This is a genomic window from Corynebacterium sp. 21KM1197, from assembly GCF_033783015.1.
Classification (GTDB): domain Bacteria; phylum Actinomycetota; class Actinomycetes; order Mycobacteriales; family Mycobacteriaceae; genus Corynebacterium.
Genome location: NZ_CP123907.1, coordinates 1,093,053 through 1,113,495, shown reverse-complemented (window position 1 = coordinate 1,113,495; position 20,443 = coordinate 1,093,053). Strand labels below are relative to the sequence as shown.

Annotated in this window: 20 protein-coding genes and 1 tRNA gene; 7 read left to right on the top strand and 14 right to left on the bottom strand. The window is 65.7% G+C overall.

What is annotated here, in order from left to right; all coding sequences use genetic code 11:
* The first annotated feature begins 4 nt into the window (after window positions 1-4).
* Genes OLW90_RS05415 through OLW90_RS05400 form a run of 4 tightly spaced genes read left to right on the top strand, consistent with a single transcriptional unit; the run spans window position 5 to window position 4,487 of the window.
* Complete coding sequence (locus tag OLW90_RS05415) at window positions 5-1,348, top strand: hemolysin family protein (RefSeq protein ID WP_319651722.1); 1,344 nt, start codon at window positions 5-7, stop codon at window positions 1,346-1,348.
* Window positions 1,345-2,394, top strand: coding sequence for a hemolysin family protein (locus tag OLW90_RS05410; protein WP_319651721.1), 1,050 nt, complete (start codon window positions 1,345-1,347; stop codon window positions 2,392-2,394). Before OLW90_RS05415 ends, OLW90_RS05410 begins: the two co-directional genes overlap by 4 nt.
* Window positions 2,395-2,428: 34 nt before the next feature.
* Entirely contained in the window at window positions 2,429-3,265 is an 837-nt protein-coding gene (locus OLW90_RS05405) for a 3-methyladenine DNA glycosylase (RefSeq protein ID WP_319651832.1), read from the top strand.
* A 16-nt stretch (window positions 3,266-3,281) separates the two neighbouring features.
* Window positions 3,282-4,487 (top strand): VWA domain-containing protein, encoded by a 1,206-nt coding sequence (locus OLW90_RS05400; RefSeq protein WP_319651720.1) that lies wholly within the window; start codon window positions 3,282-3,284, stop codon window positions 4,485-4,487.
* On the opposite strand, the gene OLW90_RS05395 is transcribed toward OLW90_RS05400, so the two are convergent.
* The 5 genes from OLW90_RS05395 to secA2 all read right to left on the bottom strand — a co-directional run bounded on the left by OLW90_RS05395 (window position 4,484) and on the right by secA2 (window position 9,191).
* Window positions 4,484-5,029, bottom strand: coding sequence for a MerR family transcriptional regulator (locus tag OLW90_RS05395; RefSeq protein ID WP_319651719.1), 546 nt, complete (start codon window positions 5,027-5,029; stop codon window positions 4,484-4,486). The genes OLW90_RS05400 and OLW90_RS05395 overlap by 4 nt on opposite strands.
* A gap of 115 nt (window positions 5,030-5,144) precedes the next feature.
* Window positions 5,145-5,708: a bifunctional nuclease family protein gene (locus OLW90_RS05390; RefSeq protein ID WP_319651718.1), complete on the bottom strand. Its 564-nt coding sequence runs from the start codon at window positions 5,706-5,708 to the stop codon at window positions 5,145-5,147.
* Window positions 5,705-6,364 carry a MerR family transcriptional regulator gene (locus OLW90_RS05385; protein ID WP_319651717.1) on the bottom strand — a complete coding sequence of 220 codons (660 nt, stop codon included), beginning with the start codon at window positions 6,362-6,364 and terminating at the stop codon, window positions 5,705-5,707. The genes OLW90_RS05390 and OLW90_RS05385 overlap by 4 nt, the downstream gene beginning before the upstream one ends.
* Before the next feature lie 75 nt (window positions 6,365-6,439).
* The gene (gene odhI, locus OLW90_RS05380; RefSeq protein ID WP_319651716.1) at window positions 6,440-6,862 is read right to left on the bottom strand and encodes an oxoglutarate dehydrogenase inhibitor Odhl; all 423 of its coding nucleotides are present in this window, start codon (window positions 6,860-6,862) and stop codon (window positions 6,440-6,442) included.
* Between the two features lie 73 nt (window positions 6,863-6,935).
* Entirely contained in the window at window positions 6,936-9,191 is a 2,256-nt protein-coding gene (gene secA2, locus OLW90_RS05375; RefSeq protein WP_319651715.1) for an accessory Sec system translocase SecA2, read from the bottom strand.
* 51 nt (window positions 9,192-9,242) lie between these two features.
* Here secA2 and OLW90_RS05370 point away from each other — a divergent pair, with 51 nt between their 5' ends.
* Complete coding sequence (locus tag OLW90_RS05370) at window positions 9,243-9,929, top strand: alpha/beta hydrolase family protein (protein WP_319651714.1); 687 nt, start codon at window positions 9,243-9,245, stop codon at window positions 9,927-9,929.
* A gap of 42 nt (window positions 9,930-9,971) precedes the next feature.
* Window positions 9,972-10,048 (top strand) — tRNA-Pro (locus tag OLW90_RS05365).
* Window positions 10,049-10,089: 41 nt separating this feature from the next.
* On the opposite strand, the gene OLW90_RS05360 is transcribed toward OLW90_RS05365, so the two are convergent.
* From OLW90_RS05360 to OLW90_RS05350, 3 genes are read right to left on the bottom strand one after another with little or no spacing between them, the layout of a single operon-like run.
* Window positions 10,090-10,998, bottom strand: a complete 909-nt coding sequence (locus OLW90_RS05360) for an alpha/beta hydrolase family esterase (RefSeq protein WP_319651713.1) — start codon at window positions 10,996-10,998, stop codon at window positions 10,090-10,092.
* Window positions 10,995-12,650, bottom strand: a complete 1,656-nt coding sequence (locus tag OLW90_RS05355) for an ABC transporter ATP-binding protein (protein WP_319651712.1) — start codon at window positions 12,648-12,650, stop codon at window positions 10,995-10,997. The genes OLW90_RS05360 and OLW90_RS05355 overlap by 4 nt, the downstream gene beginning before the upstream one ends.
* Window positions 12,638-13,987 carry an ABC transporter ATP-binding protein gene (locus OLW90_RS05350; RefSeq protein ID WP_319651711.1) on the bottom strand — a complete coding sequence of 450 codons (1,350 nt, stop codon included), beginning with the start codon at window positions 13,985-13,987 and terminating at the stop codon, window positions 12,638-12,640. Before OLW90_RS05350 ends, OLW90_RS05355 begins: the two co-directional genes overlap by 13 nt.
* A gap of 18 nt (window positions 13,988-14,005) precedes the next feature.
* On the opposite strand from OLW90_RS05350, the gene OLW90_RS05345 reads away from it, so the two are divergent.
* Complete coding sequence (locus OLW90_RS05345) at window positions 14,006-14,785, top strand: class I SAM-dependent methyltransferase (protein ID WP_319651710.1); 780 nt, start codon at window positions 14,006-14,008, stop codon at window positions 14,783-14,785.
* Here OLW90_RS05345 and der read toward each other — a convergent pair.
* From der to OLW90_RS05315, 6 genes are read right to left on the bottom strand one after another with little or no spacing between them, the layout of a single operon-like run.
* Window positions 14,722-16,701 (bottom strand): ribosome biogenesis GTPase Der, encoded by a 1,980-nt coding sequence (gene der, locus OLW90_RS05340; protein WP_319651709.1) that lies wholly within the window; start codon window positions 16,699-16,701, stop codon window positions 14,722-14,724. The genes OLW90_RS05345 and der overlap by 64 nt on opposite strands.
* The gene (locus tag OLW90_RS05335) at window positions 16,698-17,519 is read right to left on the bottom strand and encodes a pseudouridine synthase (RefSeq protein ID WP_319651708.1); all 822 of its coding nucleotides are present in this window, start codon (window positions 17,517-17,519) and stop codon (window positions 16,698-16,700) included. The genes der and OLW90_RS05335 overlap by 4 nt, the downstream gene beginning before the upstream one ends.
* A gap of 41 nt (window positions 17,520-17,560) precedes the next feature.
* A complete protein-coding gene (gene scpB, locus OLW90_RS05330) occupies window positions 17,561-18,088 on the bottom strand; it encodes an SMC-Scp complex subunit ScpB (RefSeq protein WP_319651707.1) in 528 nt (175 codons plus the stop codon).
* On the bottom strand, window positions 18,085-18,663 hold the full coding sequence (locus tag OLW90_RS05325) for a sulfurtransferase (protein ID WP_319651706.1): 579 nt from the start codon (window positions 18,661-18,663) through the stop codon (window positions 18,085-18,087). The genes scpB and OLW90_RS05325 overlap by 4 nt, the downstream gene beginning before the upstream one ends.
* A 16-nt stretch (window positions 18,664-18,679) precedes the next feature.
* Window positions 18,680-19,459 (bottom strand): segregation and condensation protein A, encoded by a 780-nt coding sequence (locus OLW90_RS05320; RefSeq protein ID WP_319651705.1) that lies wholly within the window; start codon window positions 19,457-19,459, stop codon window positions 18,680-18,682.
* Entirely contained in the window at window positions 19,456-20,307 is an 852-nt protein-coding gene (locus OLW90_RS05315) for a ParA family protein (RefSeq protein WP_319651704.1), read from the bottom strand. The genes OLW90_RS05320 and OLW90_RS05315 overlap by 4 nt, the downstream gene beginning before the upstream one ends.
* Window positions 20,308-20,443: the final 136 nt, after the last annotated feature.

Here is a 20,443-nt window from a genome sequence, read left to right as displayed (position 1 = left end):
CACCATGGACATATTGATCAGTATTCTCTCCCTCCTCGGCTTCGTGGTGCTTACGGCCAGCACGGGCCTGTTCGTGGCCATCGAGTTCGCGCTCACCGGGGTGGAGCGCTCCACCGTGGATAATCACGTCAAGGAGCGTGGTGACGCCTCCGCCCACGCCGTGCAGCGGGACTTCCGCAATCTTTCCTTTGTGCTCTCCGGGGCCCAGTTGGGCATCACCGTGACCACCCTGGCCACGGGTTTTTTGGCGGAGCCCATCCTGGCGCAGTATTTCACCCCGCTCTTGGAGTGGCTGGGGCTGCCGGAGGGTTCCTCCTCCACGGTGGCGCTGGTGCTGGCGATGATCGTGGCCACGGTGCTCTCCATGGTGTTCGGAGAACTCGTGCCCAAGAACCTGGCGATCACCATGCCGCTGCCGGTGGCGCGCTTCGTGGTACACCCGGTGCACGTCTTTAATACCGCCTTCAAGTGGTTCATCAACTTCCTCAACGTCGCCGCCAACTGGACGGTGCGCAAGATGGGAATCGAACCCGCCGATGAACTGGCTTCCGCGCGCTCCCCCCAGGAGCTTGGCTCCCTGGTGCGCAACTCCGTGGGCGTGGGCGGTATCGACGCCGCCACGGCCGAGGTTCTTGAGGCCTCCCTCAAGTTCGGGGAAACCACCGCCGAGGATCTGATGACGCCGCGCTCCACGGTGGATCTGCTTCAGGCGGAGGAGACCATTCATCACCTCATCGCGTTAAGCCTGGATACCGGCCATTCCCGCTTCCCCGTGGTCAATGGGGATCTCGACGAGACCCTCGGCGTGGTCCACGTCAAGGACGCCTTCTCCGTCCCCGCCGAGAGGCGCAACCAAGTAACCGTGGGCTCCATCGCCCGCAAGATCCCCGCCATCCCGGAATCCCTGGGCGGTGACGCGGTGCTCAAGGCCGTGCGCTCGGCGGGATCGCAGATGGTGCTGGTGGCCGATGAATACGGCGGCACCGCCGGGATCATCACCATCGAGGACGTGGTGGAGGAGATCCTGGGCGATGTGTATGACGAGCACGACGATCAGGTGGCCGAGCGGGACTTCCAGCGCTTTGGTACGAACTGGGAAGTCGCCGGCCTGGTGCGCACCGCCGAGTTATTCGAGGAGATCGGCTACCAGGCCCCCGAGGGCCCCTATGAGACTCTCGGCGGACTGATCATGGCCCAGATGGGCCGTATCCCTGCGGTGGGCGACGTGGTGCTGCTCCCCGGCGAGGATCGGTGGATCGCCCGGGTATCGGGTATGGACGATCGCCGCATTGATCGGGTGATTCTCACCCCCGTCACGGAGGAAGAGGCAAAGGAGTATCAGCAATGAGTATTCTGACCACCATTGCCCTGATCGCGGCCCTGCTGCTGGCTAATGCCTTCTTTGTGGCCAGCGAGTTTGCCCTGATCTCCTCCCGCAGGGATCGCATCGAGGCGTTGATCGCCCAGGGTCGCCCCGGCGCCCAGCGAGTGCTCTACGCCACCGAGCACCTCTCCCTCATGCTGGCCGGCGCGCAGTTTGGCATCACCCTGTGCTCCCTGGTTCTGGGTAAGGTGGCCGAGCCCGCCGTGGCGCATTTTGTGGAGGAACCGTTTAGCGCGCTCGGGGTGCCCACCGACCTCATTCACCCGATCTCCTTTGTCATCGCCCTGGCGATCATCACGTTCCTGCACATCCTCTTCGGTGAGATGGTGCCCAAGAACATCGCCATCGCGGGCCCGGAGACCCTGGCGCTGTGGCTGGCCCCCGGCATCATCGCCTGGGTACGGCTGACCAACCCCATCATCGCGTTCCTGAACTGGGTAGCCCGCATCACCCTGCGCCTCTTTGGGATCGAGCAGAAGGACGAGCTGGATTCCACGGTGGATCAAACGCAGCTGGCCTCCATGATCGCGGAATCCCGGGCCGAGGGATACCTCGATGCGGAAGAACACGCCCGCCTGAGCAAGGCGCTGCGCTCGGAGAACCGCAGCCTCAAGGAGGTGATGATCCCCCTGGATGAGGTGCGCAGCCTGGATTATGGCCGCACCGGGCCCACCATCGGGGATCTGGAGGATCTCGTCCGCGAGACCGGCTTCTCCCGCTTCCCCGTCACCGGGCGCGATGGCTCCTACCTGGGCTACATCCACGTCAAGGACGTCCTGGGCTGGATGTCCGCCTCCTCCGCGCAGACCGTGATCCCCCGCACGGAACTGCGCCCGCTGATCTTCGTCGATGGCCAGGAACCCCTCGATGAGGCCTTGCACACCCTGCACGTGCACTCCGCCCACATGGCCCAGGTGCGCGACCGCGGGGAGTTGATCGGCATCGTGGCCCTGGAGGATCTCATCGAGGAATACGTGGGCACGGTGACGGACTGGACGCACGAGGAATAAAGTGCTACTCACCCCCGAGCAATGGCGGCCCCTCATGGCCGCCCACGAGCGCCGCGCCGATTCTCTCACCGAGGAGCACCGGCGGCGGCGCCAGCGGCAGGAAAAGCACCCGGTCTTTGACTTCCTCTTCGATTACTACCAGGTGCGCCCTGGCCAGTTGCGCCGCTGGCACCCTGGCCTGGGCACCGTGCTTGAGGGCCCCGCTCCCCACGCCCAATGGAAGGATTACTGCGGGGTGGACGCGGTGGGCGTCGATACGCAATCCTTCCTGCGGCGGCGCGGCGAGGGCGTGGCCAAAATCGGGGAATTGCTCTCCCGTTCCGGGCAGCGCCCAGCGCACTTTGATTGCTTTGGGCTGCACGAGTGGGCGATGGTCTATCACGGCACCCCGCGCCACGATCTTCCGCTGCGCCTGGGTGCCGCCGCCACCAACGAGGTGGTGGAGCGGCACCAGTTGCGCTGCACGCATTATGACGCTTTCCGCTTTTTCACCCCGCCCGCACGCCCCCTCAACCTCACGGTGCTCAGCCGCACGGAGCAGGTGAACCACGATCAGTGCGGCTGCGTGCACGCCACGATGGACCTCTACAAGTGGGCGCACAAGCTCGGCCCCCTCGTTCCCGGGCACCTGCTTCTCGACGCCTTCGTGCTCGCCCGCCGCGCCCGCGTCCTGGACATGGAGGCTTCCCCCTACGACGTGCGCGACCTGGGCTTCGGGGTGGTGGCCATCGAGACCACGGAGGGAAAGGCCGAGTACGTGCGCCGCCAGCGCGATCTCGCGCGCAGCGCGCAGCCGATCCGGAAGGCCCTGGTGGAGATTGTTGATAGAGTCAAAGACGCTAAACTTCTAGCTAAAAGTGAGACTACCTAAAAGGGAGGGTTTCCGGGTGCCGGGCCAACATAGATCAGAAAGCAAGAGCTATGGCGCGACGATCACCACGATCATCGTCATCATTCTCGTCATAGCCGCCATCGTGTGGTGGCTGTTCTATCACAAGGATGACTCCGCCGAGACCACCCAGGCCGAGGGCTGCGAGAACACCGTGGTCCTCCCCGTCGCGGAGCAGTATCCCGGTGCGGCGGACATGTTCCTGCGCGATTTCTCCGCGGAGTGCGTCACCCCCGAGCTCGTGGACTCCCCCGCCCAGGCCGCCCTGTACGTGGGCATGGATACCCCCGCCACGGACGCCCTCCTGGCGGAGCAGGGCCGCAGCCGCATTCCCGGCCAGGCCCAGACCGTGGGTTCTACCCCCGTGGGCCTGAGCACCCCGCAGCCGGATACCACCGAGGTCGATCCGCAGGCCGTGTTCTACGGCCCCGACCCCGCCGTGGCCCACGCCGCGGCCCTGGCGCTTACCCAGGATCCCGCGGCCGCCCAGGCCCTCACCTCCCGCGACGCCCAGGCACCCGCCCCGGAGGATCCCGCCGTGCCCCTGGCCGTGACCGCCACCACCAACCCGGAGGGCCGCTCCTTCACCCCGCTGCCCGACGCCGAACTCACCTTTGCCGCCATCGCTCTTAGCCCCCAGGAGGGAATCTCCCAGGAGGCTATCGACGCCGCCACGGCCGCCGCCTACCCGGCGGCGCCGGAGCAGGCCGAGCAGCAGGAAGCGGCGGCACAAACCCTCTTCCTCTTGGATACCTCCGAGCGAATGGCCCCGCAGATCGACGCCGCCCGCGCCGCCCTGACCGCCGAGGCCCAGGCCACCGGCCAGCCCGTGGCGCTGTGGAACTACTCCTCCCCGCTTAATCCGGGCGTGACCCGCCCCTGGCGCGATAACGTTCCCTTCGGCCCCGCCGAGGAGATCACCCCGGTGCTCCAGGGCTTTGGCACCGACGGTATCCCGCTGACCCGCACCTCCGTGCTTGCGGCCCTACGCACCGCCGCCGAGCAAGCCCAGGCCACCGGCCAACCCACTCGCGTGGTGCTTTTCACCTCGGGTACCGCCCCGGAGGATCTGGATGATGCCGCCTTTGGCCGCCAGTTGGCCAGCGCATTAGAAAACCCCCAGGTTTCCCTGGAGGTTGTGCAGGTGGGAGATCAGGTGGATCAGGTTCTGAGCGAGCAGGCGGACGCCACCCGGAATCTTTAAGAGGTCTTGCGGGCCCGGCGACGGGCCGCAAGTTCATCAACGGCAATCACGTTGCCTACCTCCGCGATTCGCTCGGAGGGGAAGGCGGCGATGGTGCCGGAGAGTTCCTTGACGATCCCCGGCACCGCGATACCAAACACGCCCTGACCGCCGCCCAGGAGGTCGATCACCTCGTTGGCGGAGTGGCACTCGTACACGGTGGTGCCATCGGAAACCAGGGTGATCTCCGCAATATCGTCCACGCCGCGATCGCGCAGGCGCTCCACCGCCAGGCGGATGTTCTGGAGGGAAATGCCGGTATCCAGCAGGCGTTTAACGATCTTGAGCACCAGGATGTCGCGGAAGGAATAAAGACGCTGCGAGCCGGAGCCCTGCGCGCCGCGAATGGAGGGCTTCACCAGGTTCGTGCGGGCCCAGTAATCCAACTGGCGGTACGTAATCCCCGCGACCTGGCAGGCGATGGGCACACGGTAGCCCACCTCCTCACCCGGACCTAAGTCAAAGAGTGATTCCTGCACAGGACGATCCTGGATATTGCTCACGCTCGGTACTCCCATGATGTATTGGTGTCGCTTTTCTCATGGCCAAGATTATCCCAAGGACACAGGAATCACGCGCGACACGCCCCAAACTTAAACCTCAACTTGAAGTTTAGGGCTAAGTTCCATCATTGTCATCCCGCGTCACATCCGTGTCACCCGAAAGATCCTCCTCGGAGACCCCCAACTCCCGCATCATGCGCTCAAAATCCGCATCCGCCTGCGCGTCCCCGGAGGCCGAAACCGGCTCCTCCGCCTCCCCGAAGGTCACGTGCAAGTACTCACTCAGCGCATCATCGGCGGCGAAGAAGGAAAACTGCGTGAGCACCTCCTCGGCCACCCCAAAGGGCAGTTCCAATGCCTGCGCCACCATGAGGGCGTCCGAGGGGCGGGCGTCCAACTCCGTGCCATCGTTAAGGGTGATGGTGGCCACAAAGACGCCCTCAAAGGCACTGGTGATGCCTATTTCCGCCACCCCGGTGGCCTGAAGCGTCTCCGCGAGCAGATCGACCGTGCCGGGGCGGCGCGGCTCGTAGCCCGCCGCGCGGGCCTCTATCTCCGCCGCGGCCAGGGACGATACCCACAGGGGCAGCACCCTGTTGCGCTGAGCCCAGCGCAACACCACACAAAAGAAGTTCTCCGGGCCGGTGCTGTGCACGCCATGAAATTCAATGGGAATCATAGATCCAACTCATCCCGCAGGGCCTTTTTAAACAACGAGGCATGCAGGGATACCACCAGGGCGCTCATCTGCTGGCTCATCTCCTCCGCCTGCTGCTTGGCGCTCTGCGAGCGCGACTTAGCCACGGGGCCGGCCACCTGCCCGATCAGATCAGCCTGGCGGCGGGCCGCATTGCGCAGCGAGCGCAGGTGCCGCTCATCGAAGCCGAAGCCGCGCAGGGCCTCCGCGTTGCTCACCACGGTAACGTCATCGGCACTAAACAACCCGGCGGCGTCCGGGCTGATCAACTTCGCGGCAATGCACTCCTGCACTGCGGAGGCCTCCACCCCCGCCTTCTGCGCCACCTCCACGTCGGTGAGACGCAGCGGCGAGGTGCGGAAGTTCTCCGGGGCCACCAGAGCGTGAGAGATGGCGGTGACCTGGCCGGAATCCATCGCCTCCAACTGCTCGCGGATCACCTTGAGCGGGAGGTAATTATCGCGCTGCGTGGTCAGGATGTAGCGCAACCGCTCCACGTCCTGATCCGTAAACCGACGGTATCCCGAGGAGGTGCGTTGGGGGGTCACCAACCCCTCAGATTCCAGAAAGCGAATCTTGGACACGGTGACATCGGGGAATTCCTGGCGCAACCGCTCCAGGACCACCCCAATGGACATCGTCTTTTTTGGCTTTGGCGTAGCCGCAGCTTTACTTACAGCGCTCATAGATTAGGTAAGGATTGAAAGGAGGATTTACTTTGAAGCGGAAAGATACACCAGGCGGAACTTACCGATCTGGATTTCATCGCCGGTGGACAGGGTCTCCGCATTGCGCGGTTCGCGGTTCACGTAGGTGCCGTTGAGGGATCCCACGTCCACTACCTCGTACTCCCCCTCATCGGTCAGGCGGAACTCCGCGTGGCGGCGGGAAACGGTGACGTCATCCAGGAAGATGTCCGACTCCGGGTGGCGGCCCGCAGTGGTGGTGGCCTGGTCAAGCAGGAACCGGGCACCGGCGTTGGGGCCGCGCTTGACCACGAGGAGAGCGGAACCCTCCGGCAGATTCTCCGCGCTCACGGCTGCCGGAGCACTCGACTCCATCTCCTTGAGCAGGTCAGCGCGGAAAACCGAGGTGGTTTCCACCTGCTGCTGTCCGGTTCCGGTGTTCTCGCTCATTCTTCTAATCCTCCACTTGTTAGGGGTAAACGCTAACTACACATCATAGCGATATGTCCATCTTCCGACGATGTTACCGGAAGATACTGCCTATGCCTCGCACAACGGAATTACCTCCGGCGAGCGGATTATCTGAGACCATATACGTCCACGTGGCCGAGGGCCGGGCCAGGCCGTAATCCTCCAGATGCGCGCCCTTTTCATCAATAGTCACCTCGTGGAACGTCTCCACCGCCGCCGCCACGGCCCGCTGCGCTAATTCCTTGAACTCGCGCACGGCAATGCGGTGATACTCGTCCAGCGGCGTCTCCCGGGCGATCGCACGCAGGTGGATGGATTCGCGCACGTCATCCATCAGGGCCAGGTGATCGGCCCAGGCGCTATCTAGGTGATACAGCATGATCTGCCGCGCGGCCTGCTCCCGCGATTCCAGCCCGGCCACCTCGGCGGCGCGCTGCGGGGCGCGCTCGGAGAGTTCCGCCCAGGCTTGATCGGTATCCAACAGGCGGGCCCGGCGGGCGTCGATGATCTCGCGCTGATCGGCCAGAAGTTTGTTGTACTTCCAGGTCTGCGCGTGGATTTCCAGCAATTGCCCCTCGGTCACCCGCTGGCAGTGATCCACAAAGTCCTGCACCTTCTTCTGCTCAATGCGCCCCTGAGCGTCCGGCTGCGCGGTGATCTCCTCCCCCGCGCCGCCGGTGACCACCACATCATCCTCCAGGGACACAAAGAACAGGGATAGGCCCGGATCGCCCTGGCGGCCCGCGCGCCCGCGCAATTGGTTATCCAGGCGCGAGGAGCGGTGCCGCGAGGTGCCGATCACCGCCAGCCCCTCCGTCACGCCCTCACCGAGGCGAATATCCGTGCCGCGCCCGGCCATCTGCGTGGATACGGTCACCCGCCCCGGCTGCCCGGCCTGGGCGATGATCCCGGCCTCCTCGGCGTCGTTCTTGGCGTTGAGCACGGCCACCTCGATCCCGCGCCGGTGCAGAGCCTCCGCCAGGGCTTCTGACTCCGCCACGTCCTGCGTGCCCACCAGCACCGGCTGCCCGGTGCCGTGTAACAACTCGATCTCCGCCACGATCGCGTCGTTCTTCTCCGCCATCGTGGCATAAATGCGATCGGCCTCATCAAAGCGGCGCAGCGGCTTTTCCCTCTCGATCACGGAGACGCGCAGGTCATAGAACTGCCGCAACTGATCGGTGGCCTCCACCGCCGTGCCGGTCATGCCGCACACCAGGGGATACCGGCCCATCAGCGCCTGGAGAGTAATGGTGTCGAGGATCTTGCCGCCCTCGGTCACCAAGAGCCCCTCCTTGGCCTCCACGGCGGCCTGCAAGCCGTCGGGCCAGCGCTGGAGGTCGGCCACGCGGCCGCGGGAGGCGTCGATAAGCTGCACCTTGCCCTCGCGCACGATGTAGTGCACGTCGCGGTGCAGCAGCGCCCTGGCGTGCAGCGCAAGGTTCACCTGCACCAGGGTGCTGCCCACGTGCTCGTCGTCGTACAGGCTGTCAATGCCCAGCGCGCGCTCCACCTTGTGTGCGCCCTGCTCGGTGAGGAACACATTGCGCTTATCGTCATCGGTGGTGTAGTCCTCCTTTTCTCGCAAGCCGCGCACCACGTCCATGATCTGCCCGGTGGGTGCGGTGCCGGGCTGGCTTCCCGCCAGCACCAGGGGCACCAGGGCCTCATCCACCAGCACCGAGTCCGCCTCGTCCACCAGCGCCACGTCCGCCGGTGCCTGCACCGCCTCCGAGCGCCGCGTGATCTGTTGATCGCGCAACACGTCAAAGCCGATCTCATTGACCGGCCCGTACACCACGTCGCGCGCGTAGGCCTCCCGGCGCTGCTCCGGGGACAGCGCCTCCGTGATCGCCCCCACGCTCACCCCAAAGAACTCCACCAGGGGGCTCATCCACTCCGCGTCGCGCGCCGCCAGGTAATCGTTCACCGTGATCACGTGCACGCGCTTGCCCATCAGCCCAAAGCCGGTGGCGGCCATCGCCCCCACCAGGGTCTTTCCCTCACCGGTGGCCATATGCACCACGTCGCCCTCCAGCAGGCGCAGCACCGCCTGGGATTGCACCTTGAACGGGCTCATGCCGAGTGTGCGCCGCGAGGCCTCCCCCAGCACCGCCAGGAACTCCGCGGGGTCCTTCAGCTCGCCGCCCGCCAGCGCGGTGCGCGCCCGCTCGTTGAGTTCCTCCCGACCAAGCTGCGCCAATTCCTCTGCGCGTTGGGCCGCGGCTTCCGTGATCGCAATGCTGCGCTTCTGGTTCCGGCTCGCGCCCGAGCCCATAGCCTTCCAGAACCAGTCGAATGCGCCCATGAGTGCTGCCTTCCGTAGCGTGTGGGGTTACAACCCCCATATCCTAGGGCAATGCGCTCTCATCACGTCGCCCTCCCCTTCGCCAAGGGCACCCTCGACGCCCCCGAACACCCGCGTGCCTACGCACTGATCGCGCACTGCTTCGCCGGTTCGCGCCATAACCTCGCCACAGCGCGGATCAGCAAGCGCCTGGCCCACCACGGGATCGCCACCCTGCGCTTTGACTTCCCCACCCTCATGCTCGGCGATCACATCGAGCACCTGCGCCTCGCTCACGCCTGGCTTTCGCAGCACTACCAGGCCCCGAGCCTGCTCATCGGCCATTCCCTCGGCGGGGCGGCCGTGCTCAGGGCGGCTATCGACGCCCCCAGCGTCACCATCGGCAGCCCGCACGACCCACACCGCAGCATTCTGCCCTACGTTCAGGGCAGCAGCGCCACCATCGCGGGGCACACCGTCGAGCTTCCCGAGGGCTTCTTAGCGGATCTCTCCGCACACTCCCCCCACACCCCGCCCTCGGCCCCGCTGCTCGTCCTCCACGCGCCCGAGGACGAGGTGGTTCCCGTGACGGAGGCCGAGGACATTTTCCACCACGCCGCCTATCCCAAATCCCTTCTCAGCCTTGCGGGCTCCAACCACATGCTGACCACTCCCGGCGCCACCCAGCGCGCGGCCGATCTGATCCACGCCTGGTTTGAGTCCATTTCCGGCTCCTGCGCTGGCGATTTAATAAAATAAGCACACTGCTGTAATCTCTTCCTCGTTGCAGATAATGCACAGCGGACTGTGGCGCAGTTTGGCAGCGCACTACACTGGGGGTGTAGGGGTCGCAGGTTCAAATCCTGTCAGTCCGACCACTGAAAAGGCGCGGGAAACCGCGCCTTTTTGCTATGCCATCCTACCCCCGCTCGATCCCGAAGAACTCCAGGACCGTATCGCTGGCAAAGTTTTTTGGCACGGAGGAATTGAGGTCATCGGGATCGCCGTCCCAGATGTGCAGGCCACCATCAATACGGTAGAACTCCGTGGGGGCATCGCAGCCCTGCCACACGGTGCGCTCGATGACGTCAGTCACGTACTTGCTCACCGGCTCGCGGCACTTATTACGATCCACGTCCGCATTGCGCGCCTCCTCGATGGAGTAATACCGGGCACCGTGCCGGGTACCGCCCTCGTACTGCATCGCCTGATCGGCGGTGCCGTGAATGGCCAGGATAGGAATGGGAGACTCCGAGCAGCCATCGCGGATACCGTTGTAATTGGCGGAAGACACCGAGGCCACTCCCCTGATCACGTCATCGACACGGCAGCCCAGCAGCGTGGCAAAGCCGCCGCCATTGGACATTCCTGCGGCAAACACGCGCTCGCTGTCGATGGGATACGTGATCTCCAGGCGGCTCATGATATCCCGCACCAGGGTCTCATCGCCCTTGTTCTCATTGGTCTGCGCATACGGCCCGCCGCCCCAGGCGCGCTCAACCCCATCCGGGTACACCAGAATGGCCTGGGCGTCATCCATCTGCGTGTATTCCTGCATGAGGGCCGCGTTTTCCTGCCACCCGTGGAACATAAAGAGCACCGGATACCCCGCCTCAGGCGCGGGCTGGGTGGGCATGGACACAATGAGGGAACGCTTCATTCCCGCCGAGGTCATGTCGAACACGGAACTTTCCCCGGGCAGCGTTTCCTCGAAGGGAGAGAGGTCCGCCACTTCCTCGTCATGCCCCGCAGAGATGAATCCCACCAGGGAAAGCCCGGCGATGATGCCGACGATAACAAACGCAATTACGGCGCGGAGGCGCTTCATCCGCGGCGGCCCCTCACCCAGGCCTGCCAGAGTTGCGCGTACCGCCCGCCGCGAGCGAGCAGTTCCTCATGGCTGCCCGCCTCTATCACCTCGCCGTTATCCATGACCAAAACTCTATCTGCTAGGGCCACGTGGTCAAGACGGTGGGCCACCACCAAGGAAGATCGCCCTCGTAAAACCTCCGCCGCCGCCTTTTCCAGCAAGCCAGCGTGCGCGGAACCGGCCTCCGCAGTGGCCTCGTCCATGATCACCAGCGCCGGGTCCATCAAGAGTATGCGCGCCAGCGCCAGTTGCTGGGCCGCCACGGGTTCCAGCGCCTCCTCGGTATCCAGGTCAAACTCCGCCCCCACGCGGCGCAGCGCCGCGCGCATATCCTCCCCGGTGGCCTCGGGGCAGGCCAGAGCCAGATCCTCGCGGGGTGTGCCAAAAACGTTGATCTCCTGGGAGATAAGGGCCACCCTCCCAGCGCGCTCGGCGTCGGAAAGCGTGGACACCGCCACGGCGTCGATAAGCGCCTCGCCGCGAGTGGGCACCCGCAGCCCGGCGAGAAGGGCCGCCACGGTGCTCTTCCCAGCCCCGGAGGCTCCCACGAGCGCCACGCTCTGGCCGGGGTCGATCCGCAGGTTCATCTCGCGCACCGCCCAGCCGGTGCCGTAGCTGAAAGAAACCCCGCGCAATTCCGCGACGCCGCGCGGCGCACCCGCCCCGGAGTCCGGTTGAGGTTCGACCTGCGGCACGCCCACGATACGGGCGAGGGAGGCGTAGGCGGACTGCACGGTATCGAGCACCCGCATGAACATCATGATGGGGCCGCGCAGCCTGATGAGCATGAGCAGCGCCCCAGTCACGGCCCCCACGCTGAGGTCGAGCGTGTACCCGATGAGCAGGGCCAGGGCAAGGGTGAGGAACTCGCACACCGTGACCCAGCCCTGGAGCACCACCATCGTGGTGCGCGCGGCGATGCCGGTATCGCGCACCTTGAGGGAGGATTCCCGTATCCCCTCCTGGATCTTTTCCTCCATTCCGTAGGCCCGGATCGTCTCCGCGCCGTGCACGGCTTCTAGCACCCTGCGCGCGCGATCGCTGCGCAGCGCGCGCTCCCGCGCATACCTGGCGGGTGCCACGCGCAGATAACGGCGAGCGCCCAGGTAATACAGCGGGGCCACGAGCAGCACGAGGGCGAACTGGGCGTCCACGGTCACCAGGGCCACCACGGTGGCCGCAATGGTGAATACGGAGCTAGAAAGGATGGGCACCGTCTCCGTTACCGCAGAGGAAAGCTCGGAGACATCATCGGTGGAACGGCTCACGAGGTCCCCCGATCCCGCCTCCTCCACCCGGTGTACCGGCAGCGCCAGGGCGGTGATCACCAGCGTGGCGCGCAGCCCGGCGATGCCGCGCTCCGCGCTGGTGGAGATGAGGTAGAAGCCCACCGCGCTCAGTAGCGCCGAGCACAACGCCGCACCCACCATGAGCCCGACCAGCCGCAGGAGGGATTGGCCGCCGATCACCGCGTCCACCATCAGGCCCATGAGGTGCGGTATCGCCACGCTCATGGCGGAACCGCAAAAGAGGAACACCAGGGCCGCCACGGCGCGCGGCCGGAGCCTTAATACCGCGCGTATTTGCGCCCAGGTTGCTACCGGGAACACGCCGCCACCTCCCGCCAGGCGGGCGCGGTGCTGTACACCAGGGTGCGCAATCCCGCGCGCTGCTCGGCCACCCGGTGCGCGATGGTGTATTCGGTCACGGAATCCACGGCTGTGGTGGGCTCGTTGAGCACCAGCACGGGGGTCTCGGTGGCAATCGCCCTCGCCAGGGCCACGCGCTGCCGTTGTCCGCCGGAGAGCGCCACGCCGCCCTCGCCCACGTCCTTGTTCGGTATGTCCGAGGCCGCCGCCACCCAGAGCGCGCGCCGGGCCGTGGCCTCATCGGGGTGCACGTTCTCATATACCGTTCCGGCAAAGAGATCGGCGCGGTGCGGGGCCACGATCACCCCCGGCGCGGAGGAGTAGGGGCACTGCCCCGTGCGCACCTCAAAGCCGCTTACCTCGGGAACCTCGCCCGTCACGGCGCGATCAGGGGCCTCCAGCACCCCCGCGATCCGGTGGGCGCTGGCCTGGGCGGCCGCCCAGCGCGACGCGATGTTTTTGCCCAGCATGGTCATGGGGTGAATGATGAACTGCGTGATCCCCACCACCGTGATGAGTTCCCCCACGCTGATCGTCCCCCGCTGCGCCAGCGCGGCGGCGGCCACGGCCAGGATCACCACGTAGAGGGAGCCCACAGTGTCGGTGGTGGCATTGAGCCTGGCGTGGGCCGCATTGGCCGCCACGGTGCGCCGATACGCCTCGTCCGAGGCCGCGCGGTAGCGCTGCCCCACGGTTCCCACCGCGCCAATTCCCTTGAGCGTGCGCAGCCCCTGCACGATGTGCGCGGCCAGGGCGGAGGCCCGCCCCACGCTCTCCTGCCGGTGCAGGGCGGCGCGGCGCAGAGGGCGCGCGCTGTGCAGGGAGACCCACACGATCAGCGGCCCACCGCACAGCACCGCTAGGCCCAGCGGCACGGAGACGTTCATCAGCACCACGGCGGCGTAGATCACCGAGGTCACCTCGGCCATCGGGAAGATGGTGAGCATCACGGCATCGGCCACGCGGCGGGTGTCCACGCTGGCGATGGAGAGCAGCGCGCCGGGCGCGAGCGTTACCTGGGGAATCCGCTCGGTGACCCGCATGCGCAGTTCGTGGTCCTTGCGCTGCACGGCGCGTATGCCCAGCCAGCGCCCGGCGGCCCCGCATACTGCATTGGCCGCAAAGAGCACAGCCAGCCCTCCCAACCACGGCGCGATGCTGCCGCGCTGGGCAATAGCGTGGTCGATAGCCTGCCCCACCACCACGGGGGTGAGGCCGTTACACACAAAGGCCAGGGAGATCAGCGCCCCGGCCAGCAGGGAATCACGCGAAACAATGGTGCGGAGCAAAAAGGGCACGGGGTACCATCCTAATCCGTGTATCCCTCCAGGGCGGAGCAGCCGCACTTCCGCACCCCCCAGCAGCGCCGAGCCGCCGCGCGCGCCTTTGAGACCGGCGCGCGGGCGTACCACGACGCCCGCCCCGGCTACCCGGAAGAAATCATCGCCCTGCTGCGCGGGGCGCACACCGTGGTGGACATCGGGGCGGGAACCGGAAAACTCACCGCCGCGCTGGCCCGATACCACGAGGTGTTCGCGCTCGATCCCAGCGCGGAGATGATTCACCTGGCGGCCCACCACGCCCCGGCCTGGCGGGCCACGGCGGAGCACACCGGCCTGGCCGATAACTCCGTAGACGCCGCCGCCTGCGCCCAGACCTGGCACTGGGTGGACACCGAGCAGGCCTGCGCGGAACTCGACCGGATCATTCGCCCCGGCGGACACGTACTTCTGGCCTGGAACACCCTGGACGTCTCCGACCCCTGGGTGCTCCGTTTGAGCCGGATCATGCACGCCGGCGACGTGCTGCGCCCCGGCTTTCTTCCCCCCGTGGCCTCCCCCTGGATCATCGCGGAGGAACTGCGCACCACCTGGGTAGATCCCCTCACGCCCCCGGAGATCATCGCCCTGGCCCGCACCCGCTCCTACTGGCTGCGCTCCCCCGCGCACATCCGGCGACGGGTGGAGGCCAACCTAGAGTGGTACCTCTACGAGCACTCTGGATACGGCCCAGGCGATACCGTCTCGCTGCCCTACCGCTGCGACGCCTTCGTCCTCTCCCGCACGCGCACCGCGATGCGCACCGGACTGCCGTGAAAACCGAACTCCTCGCGCAACTTGCGCTCTAGGTAGCGGCGATACCCGGCGTCGAGGAAGCCGGTGGTAAAGAGCACGATGGTGGGTGGGCGGGTGCTGGCCTGGGTGGCAAAGAGCACCTTGGGCAGGCGGTTGTTCTTCATCGGCGGCGGGTTCTTGGCGATGGTCTCGCGCAGCCAGTTATTCAAACGCCCAGTGGAAATACGCTGGTCCCAGCTCTCCAGGGCCTCCAGCATGGCGGGCTCCAGCTTCTGCAAGGCGCGCCCCGTCTTGGCCGAGATATTGATGCGGCTCACCCAGGGCAGGTGCGCGAGTTGCAGGTCCAGTTCCCGATCCAGCTCCCAGCGGCGGTCTTCGTCCATGAGGTCCCACTTATTCATGCCGATCACCAGGGCCTTGCCCGCGTCGAGCACCATGCCCAGCACGCGCTGATCCTGCTCGGAGATGGGCTCGGAGGCGTCGATAAGCATGACGCACACCTCGGCGGCGTCGATCACGCCCCGGGTGCGCAGGGAGGCGTAATACTCGTGGCCCTGCGCATTTTTCACCTTCTTGCGCAGGCCCGCGGTGTCCACGAACTTCCACAGGTGCTGATCCAACTGCACCAGGGAATCCACGGGATCCACGGTGGTTCCGGCCACGTTGTCCACCACCGAGCGCTCCTCGCCGCTGAACTTGTTGAGCAGGGAGGACTTGCCCACGTTGGGCCGCCCCACCAGGGCCACCCGGCGCGGCCCGGAGACTATCGACGCCGCCCGGGGCTCCTCCGGGAAGGAGGCGATGATCTTGTCCAGCACGTCCGCGCCGCCGCGTCCATGCTGCGCGGAGACCGGGTACGGATCGCCCAGACCCAGGGAGTACAGCTCCGCGACGTCCGCATACTGGGCGTCCGAGTCAAACTTATTGGCCACCAGGATCACCGGCACCGTGGAGCGCTGCAACCGCCGCGCCATGATCTCATCGGTGGCGGTGATACCCACCTTGGAGTCCACCACGAGCACGATCACGTCCGCCGTCTCCATCGCGGCCTCGGCCTGGCGGGCGATCGCGGCGTGAATCCCCTTAACGTTGGGGTCCCAGCCGCCGGTATCCTGCACCCAGAAGCGCTGCCCGGCCCAGTCCGAGAGGTAACTCACGCGGTCGCGCGTCACGCCGGGGGTATCCTCCACCACGGCCTCGCGGCGCCCCAGGAAGCGATTGACCAGGGAGGACTTGCCCACGTTCGGGCGGCCCACGATGGCCACCGTGCACAGGGCCTCCTTCTCGTGATCCTCCTCGTATTCCAGGGCCATTTCACTATCCAGGATCAGGCCCGTCAGGTTATCAATCACCTCGTCCAGGCTCATCTCGGAGGTGTCCACCACGATGGCATCCTCGGCGGGGCGCAGCGGGGAATCCTCCCGCGTGGAATCGGCCTCGTCGCGGCGCTGCACGTCCGCCAGCACCGCCTCGAAGTCCGCCTCACGGCCAGCAGCGAGGTCCTGCTCGTATCGACGCCGCGCGCGCACCTCCGCGTCCGCCGTGAGGTAGATCTTCACCGGGGCCTCGGGAAAGACCACGGTGCCGATGTCCCGGCCCTCGACGATCGCGCGGCCCGCCTCCGTGGCGATCCTGCGCTGCAACTCCACGAGGTTGCGGCGCACCTCGGGAATCGCAGAGACCGCCGAGACGTGCTTGGTCACCTCGGGGCCGCGAATGGCCTCCTCATCGAACTCCGTGGGCAGCTGCGCGGTGATTCTCACCACCGCCTCGGTATCCTGCGGATCCACTCCGGCCTCCAGCACGGCCCAGGTGGCCACGCGGTACATGGCCCCGGTGTCCACATACTTGGCATCCAGGCGCTCCGCGAGCGCGCGGCACGTGCTGGATTTTCCGGTTCCCGCCGGGCCGTCCACGGCCACGATCAAGGCATTCACATTCCCACCGCCTTATACAGACTGGTCAATTCCGAGCTATTGAGCGCGCGCATGGAGCCGGGCTTTTGCTCGCCCAGTTGCACCGTGTGGATCTTGGTGCGCACCAGGCGCTGCACCGGGTAGCCCGCCGCCTTAAGCAATCGACGCACGATGTGCTTGCGTCCCTCGTGCAATTCCACCCGAATGATGGATTGGCCGTTGTGCGTGTCGATCACCTGGGCGTAGTCCACCTTGGCGGGACCGTCGTCAAGCTCCATGCCCTTGCGCAAAGAAGAAATCAGGGCGCGATCCGCCTCGCCCAGCACGGTGGCCATGTACGTCTTGGCGATCTCATACTTGGGGTGCATGAGGCGATTGGCCAGTTCCCCATCGTTGGTGAGCATGATCAGGCCCTCCGTGTCCGCGTCCAGGCGGCCCACGTGGAAGAGCCGCTTGCCTGCGGCCACGCGCTCGCCCACGATGTCTCCGATGCAGGGGCGACCCATGTCATCGTGCATGGTGGACTGCATTCCGCGCGGCTTGTTCAGCACAAAGTACACGGTGTCCTCATTGACGTTCACGCGCACGCCATCGACGCGAATGATGTCCACGTTGGGGTCCACGCGCATGCCCTGGCGGTCCACGACCTTGCCATTGACCTCCACGCGCCCGGCGTCGATCAGGATCTCCGAGTGCCGCCGCGAGGCCACCCCGGCCTGGGCGAGGACCTTTTGAAGGCGAACTCCGCCCGCCGAGGGATTCTCGCGGCGCTCGTTGAGGCTCACGTTTTGGTGCCGCGCGGGGCGGGCAAAAGAGAGCTCGATGGGCTCGTCCTTCACAGATGCGTCCTTCCTGATGTGCTTACTGTGCGCCCGTCATACTACCCCGAATACTCCTCATCAATATGATCGAGTTCCGGTAAGAGCGGGGCGAGATCCGGCAGGCGATCCAGCGAGTCCATGCCCATGAGTTCCAGGAACAAGTCCGTGGTGGCATAGGTATAGGGGGCCTCCGCCTCCTTGATGAGCCCGCGCAGTTGCAGGGTGCGCATCACGCCATCGACGTTCACCCCGCGCACTGCGGAGACCTGTGCCCTGGTCACCGGCTGGCGATACGCCACCACCGCGAGGGTTTCCAGCGCCGCGCGCGAGAGGCGCGTCTGCGTGCCATCGAGCACGAACGCCTCCACCGCCGGGGCGTTGGCCTGCCGGGTATAAAGCCGCCAGCCCTCGGCGTTCTCCCGCAGATCAAATCCCGAGCCTCGCTCGTTGAACTCCGCAGCGATAGCCCGCAGGGTATCCAGGACCACGCTTTCCTCCGCCTCCACCGCGCGGGCCAGGGCCGTGGGAGTCACCGGGGAATCCACCACCAGCAGGATGGACTCGATCTGCGAACGCACCTCGTTCACAGCAGCACCCGCACGTCCCCGTACCCCGCCACCGTGGCGGCCAGCGCCCCCACGCAGGCATGCTCCCCGCTAAAGATCAACGCCCGCGCGTCCCCCGCGCGCTTCTCTATTTCCGCGCGCGGATCCTCGGAATAGTAGCCCTCCGCGTTCACTAGGGCCTCGGGATCGTCCACCTCCACCGTGGTCACGTAACCATCGGACTCAGGCCTTTCCGCGATCCTCTCCCAGGCCACCTCCGCCTTGATCGTGCCGCGTCGCTTCGGCTGCCCTAGTTCTCCCGGCTTCCGCCCCGAGGCCACCCAGGCCGCCATGCCTCCGTCGAGCACGGCCACGTTATTGAGGCCCGCCACCTTGGCCAGCCACCACACATAGGCCGCTAATTCCCCGTATATCACCACCGGGGTATCGTCGCTCACGCCCACGCGCTCAAAGTATTCCCGGGGATCGTCTACTTGATCCTGCGCGTCCATCACCAGGGAACCGGGAATCGCCTCGCCGGGATTCCTGGTGGCATAGAGCAATACCGCCTTGCCGCGTAAACTCGCGCACTGCTCCACATCAATAATCGCTGCCATGCGCACCACGATACGGCTAATCCCAATTAGCTGCGGCCACCACCGCGGGGTCCACGTCCAGGCCCGTCCAGGACACGCTCAATTCCCCCAGGGGGTCTGGTTGATGGACCTCCACCGCCTTGGCCTTATACAACTCCAGCAGCGCCAGGAAGCGCCCCACCACCTGCATGGATACCCCGCAATCACCCGTGAGCACCGCGAAGGTCAGCCACCGCTCCACCCCCGCTATGCGCAGCATATCCATGATCCGCCCCGCCTGCTCCGGCACGGAGACCGCCACCTGGTGCAGGTGATCCGTGCCCACCTCCTCGGGGGGCTTAGGCCTAAACACCCCGGCGGCGATCTCCGCAAAGCGCTCTTTTTCCGGCAGGGTCACCGGAGGCAGCAACTGGGCAAAGCGTTCCTCCATCGCCACCGCCCTCGGATACCGGCGCTGTGCCGCCCGCTGCCATTGGCCCAGCAGATCGGCCACCTTTTTATAGGCCCGATACTGCAAGAGACGAGCAAAAAGCAGATCCCTAGCGGAGAGCAATTCCATATCCGCCTCATCGTCCACTTCACCCCGGGGCACCAGGCGCGCGGCCTTGAGATCCAGGAGGGTGGCGGCCACCACCAGGAACTCGGTGGTCTCCTCCAACTCCGCCTGCTCGCCCAGCGCGCGGGTATAGGCGATGAACTCATCGGTGACCTCCGCCAGGGCCACCTCAGTAACGTTCAACTTCTTGGAGGAGATGAGCTGGAGCAAAAGATCAAAGGGGCCCTCAAAGTTATCTAGGGCCACGCGGAACTCGCTCACGCCCGCTCAATGACCTCCTTGGCCAGATCCCGATACTGCTCCGCCCCCTGGGAGCGCGGTGCCCAGGAAATGATCGGCTCGCCCGCCACCGAGGTTTCCGGGAAGCGCACCGTGCGGGTAATCACGGAATCAAACACCTTGTCCCCAAATACCTCCACCACGCGCGACATCACCTCGCGGGCGTGACTGGTGCGCCGGTCGAACATAGTGACCAGGATCCCCATGATGTCCAGATCGAAGTTGAGGCGATCGCGCACCTTTTCCACGGTATCGGTCAGCAGGGCCAGGCCGCGCAGGGAGAAATACTCGCACTCCATCGGAATAATTACCCCATGTGCGCAGGCCAGGGCATTGACGGTGAGCAGGCCCAGGGAGGGCTGGCAATCCAGGATGATGAAGTCATATTCCTTCATCACCGGGCGCAGCACACGGGCTAGGGTCTGCTCCCGGCCCACCTCATTAACCAGCTGGATCTCCGCGGCGGAGAGATCAATATTGGCCGGTACCAGGTCCAGCCCCGGCACGCTGGTGCGGTGCAGGGCGCTGTGGATACTGGAGCGATTATCCACCAGGAGGTTATAGACCGTGACGTCTAGTTCCTCGTGCGCCACGCCCAGCCCAGCCGATAGCGCCCCCTGGGGATCAAGGTCTACCAGGAGAACCTTGCGCCCCAATTCCGCCAGGCACGCCCCGAGGTTGATGGTGGAGGTGGTTTTTCCCACGCCCCCCTTTTGGTTACACATGGCCACGATGGTGGCGGGGCCGTGACTTTCCAGGGGGGCAGGTTCGGGCAAGTCACGCAACGGCCGACCAGTCAGCCCAACGGACTCAACATCACCCACAGTCATACCCACTTCCTCGACCGGAAACTACACACGTGTCATTTCTGATCTAAAGAGTACAGGCTTTACCTCGGCGATACAGAAACAAGTCCATGGACTTGACCTATAGATAGAACACCAGTTCCTAATTTCACATTCAACC

Bases quoted from the DNA above. Each gene is read 5' to 3' on its own strand.
- OLW90_RS05415 (WP_319651722.1), top strand. From the start codon at position 5: ATGGACATATTGATCAGTATTCTCTCCCTCCTCGGCTTCGTGGTGCTT.
- OLW90_RS05410 (WP_319651721.1), top strand. From the start codon at position 1,345: ATGAGTATTCTGACCACCATTGCCCTGATCGCGGCCCTGCTGCTGGCT.
- OLW90_RS05405 (WP_319651832.1), top strand. From the start codon at position 2,429: ATGGCCGCCCACGAGCGCCGCGCCGATTCTCTCACCGAGGAGCACCGG.
- OLW90_RS05390 (WP_319651718.1), bottom strand. From the start codon at position 5,708: ATGATTCCCATTGAATTTCATGGCGTGCACAGCACCGGCCCGGAGAAC.
- OLW90_RS05385 (WP_319651717.1), bottom strand. From the start codon at position 6,364: ATGTCCATTGGGGTGGTCCTGGAGCGGTTGCGCCAGGAATTCCCCGAT.
- odhI (WP_319651716.1), bottom strand. From the start codon at position 6,862: ATGAGCGAGAACACCGGAACCGGACAGCAGCAGGTGGAAACCACCTCG.
- secA2 (WP_319651715.1), bottom strand. From the start codon at position 9,191: ATGGGCGCATTCGACTGGTTCTGGAAGGCTATGGGCTCGGGCGCGAGC.
- OLW90_RS05370 (WP_319651714.1), top strand. From the start codon at position 9,243: ATGCGCTCTCATCACGTCGCCCTCCCCTTCGCCAAGGGCACCCTCGAC.
- OLW90_RS05360 (WP_319651713.1), bottom strand. From the start codon at position 10,998: ATGAAGCGCCTCCGCGCCGTAATTGCGTTTGTTATCGTCGGCATCATC.
- OLW90_RS05325 (WP_319651706.1), bottom strand. From the start codon at position 18,663: ATGGCAGCGATTATTGATGTGGAGCAGTGCGCGAGTTTACGCGGCAAG.
- OLW90_RS05315 (WP_319651704.1), bottom strand. From the start codon at position 20,307: ATGACTGTGGGTGATGTTGAGTCCGTTGGGCTGACTGGTCGGCCGTTG.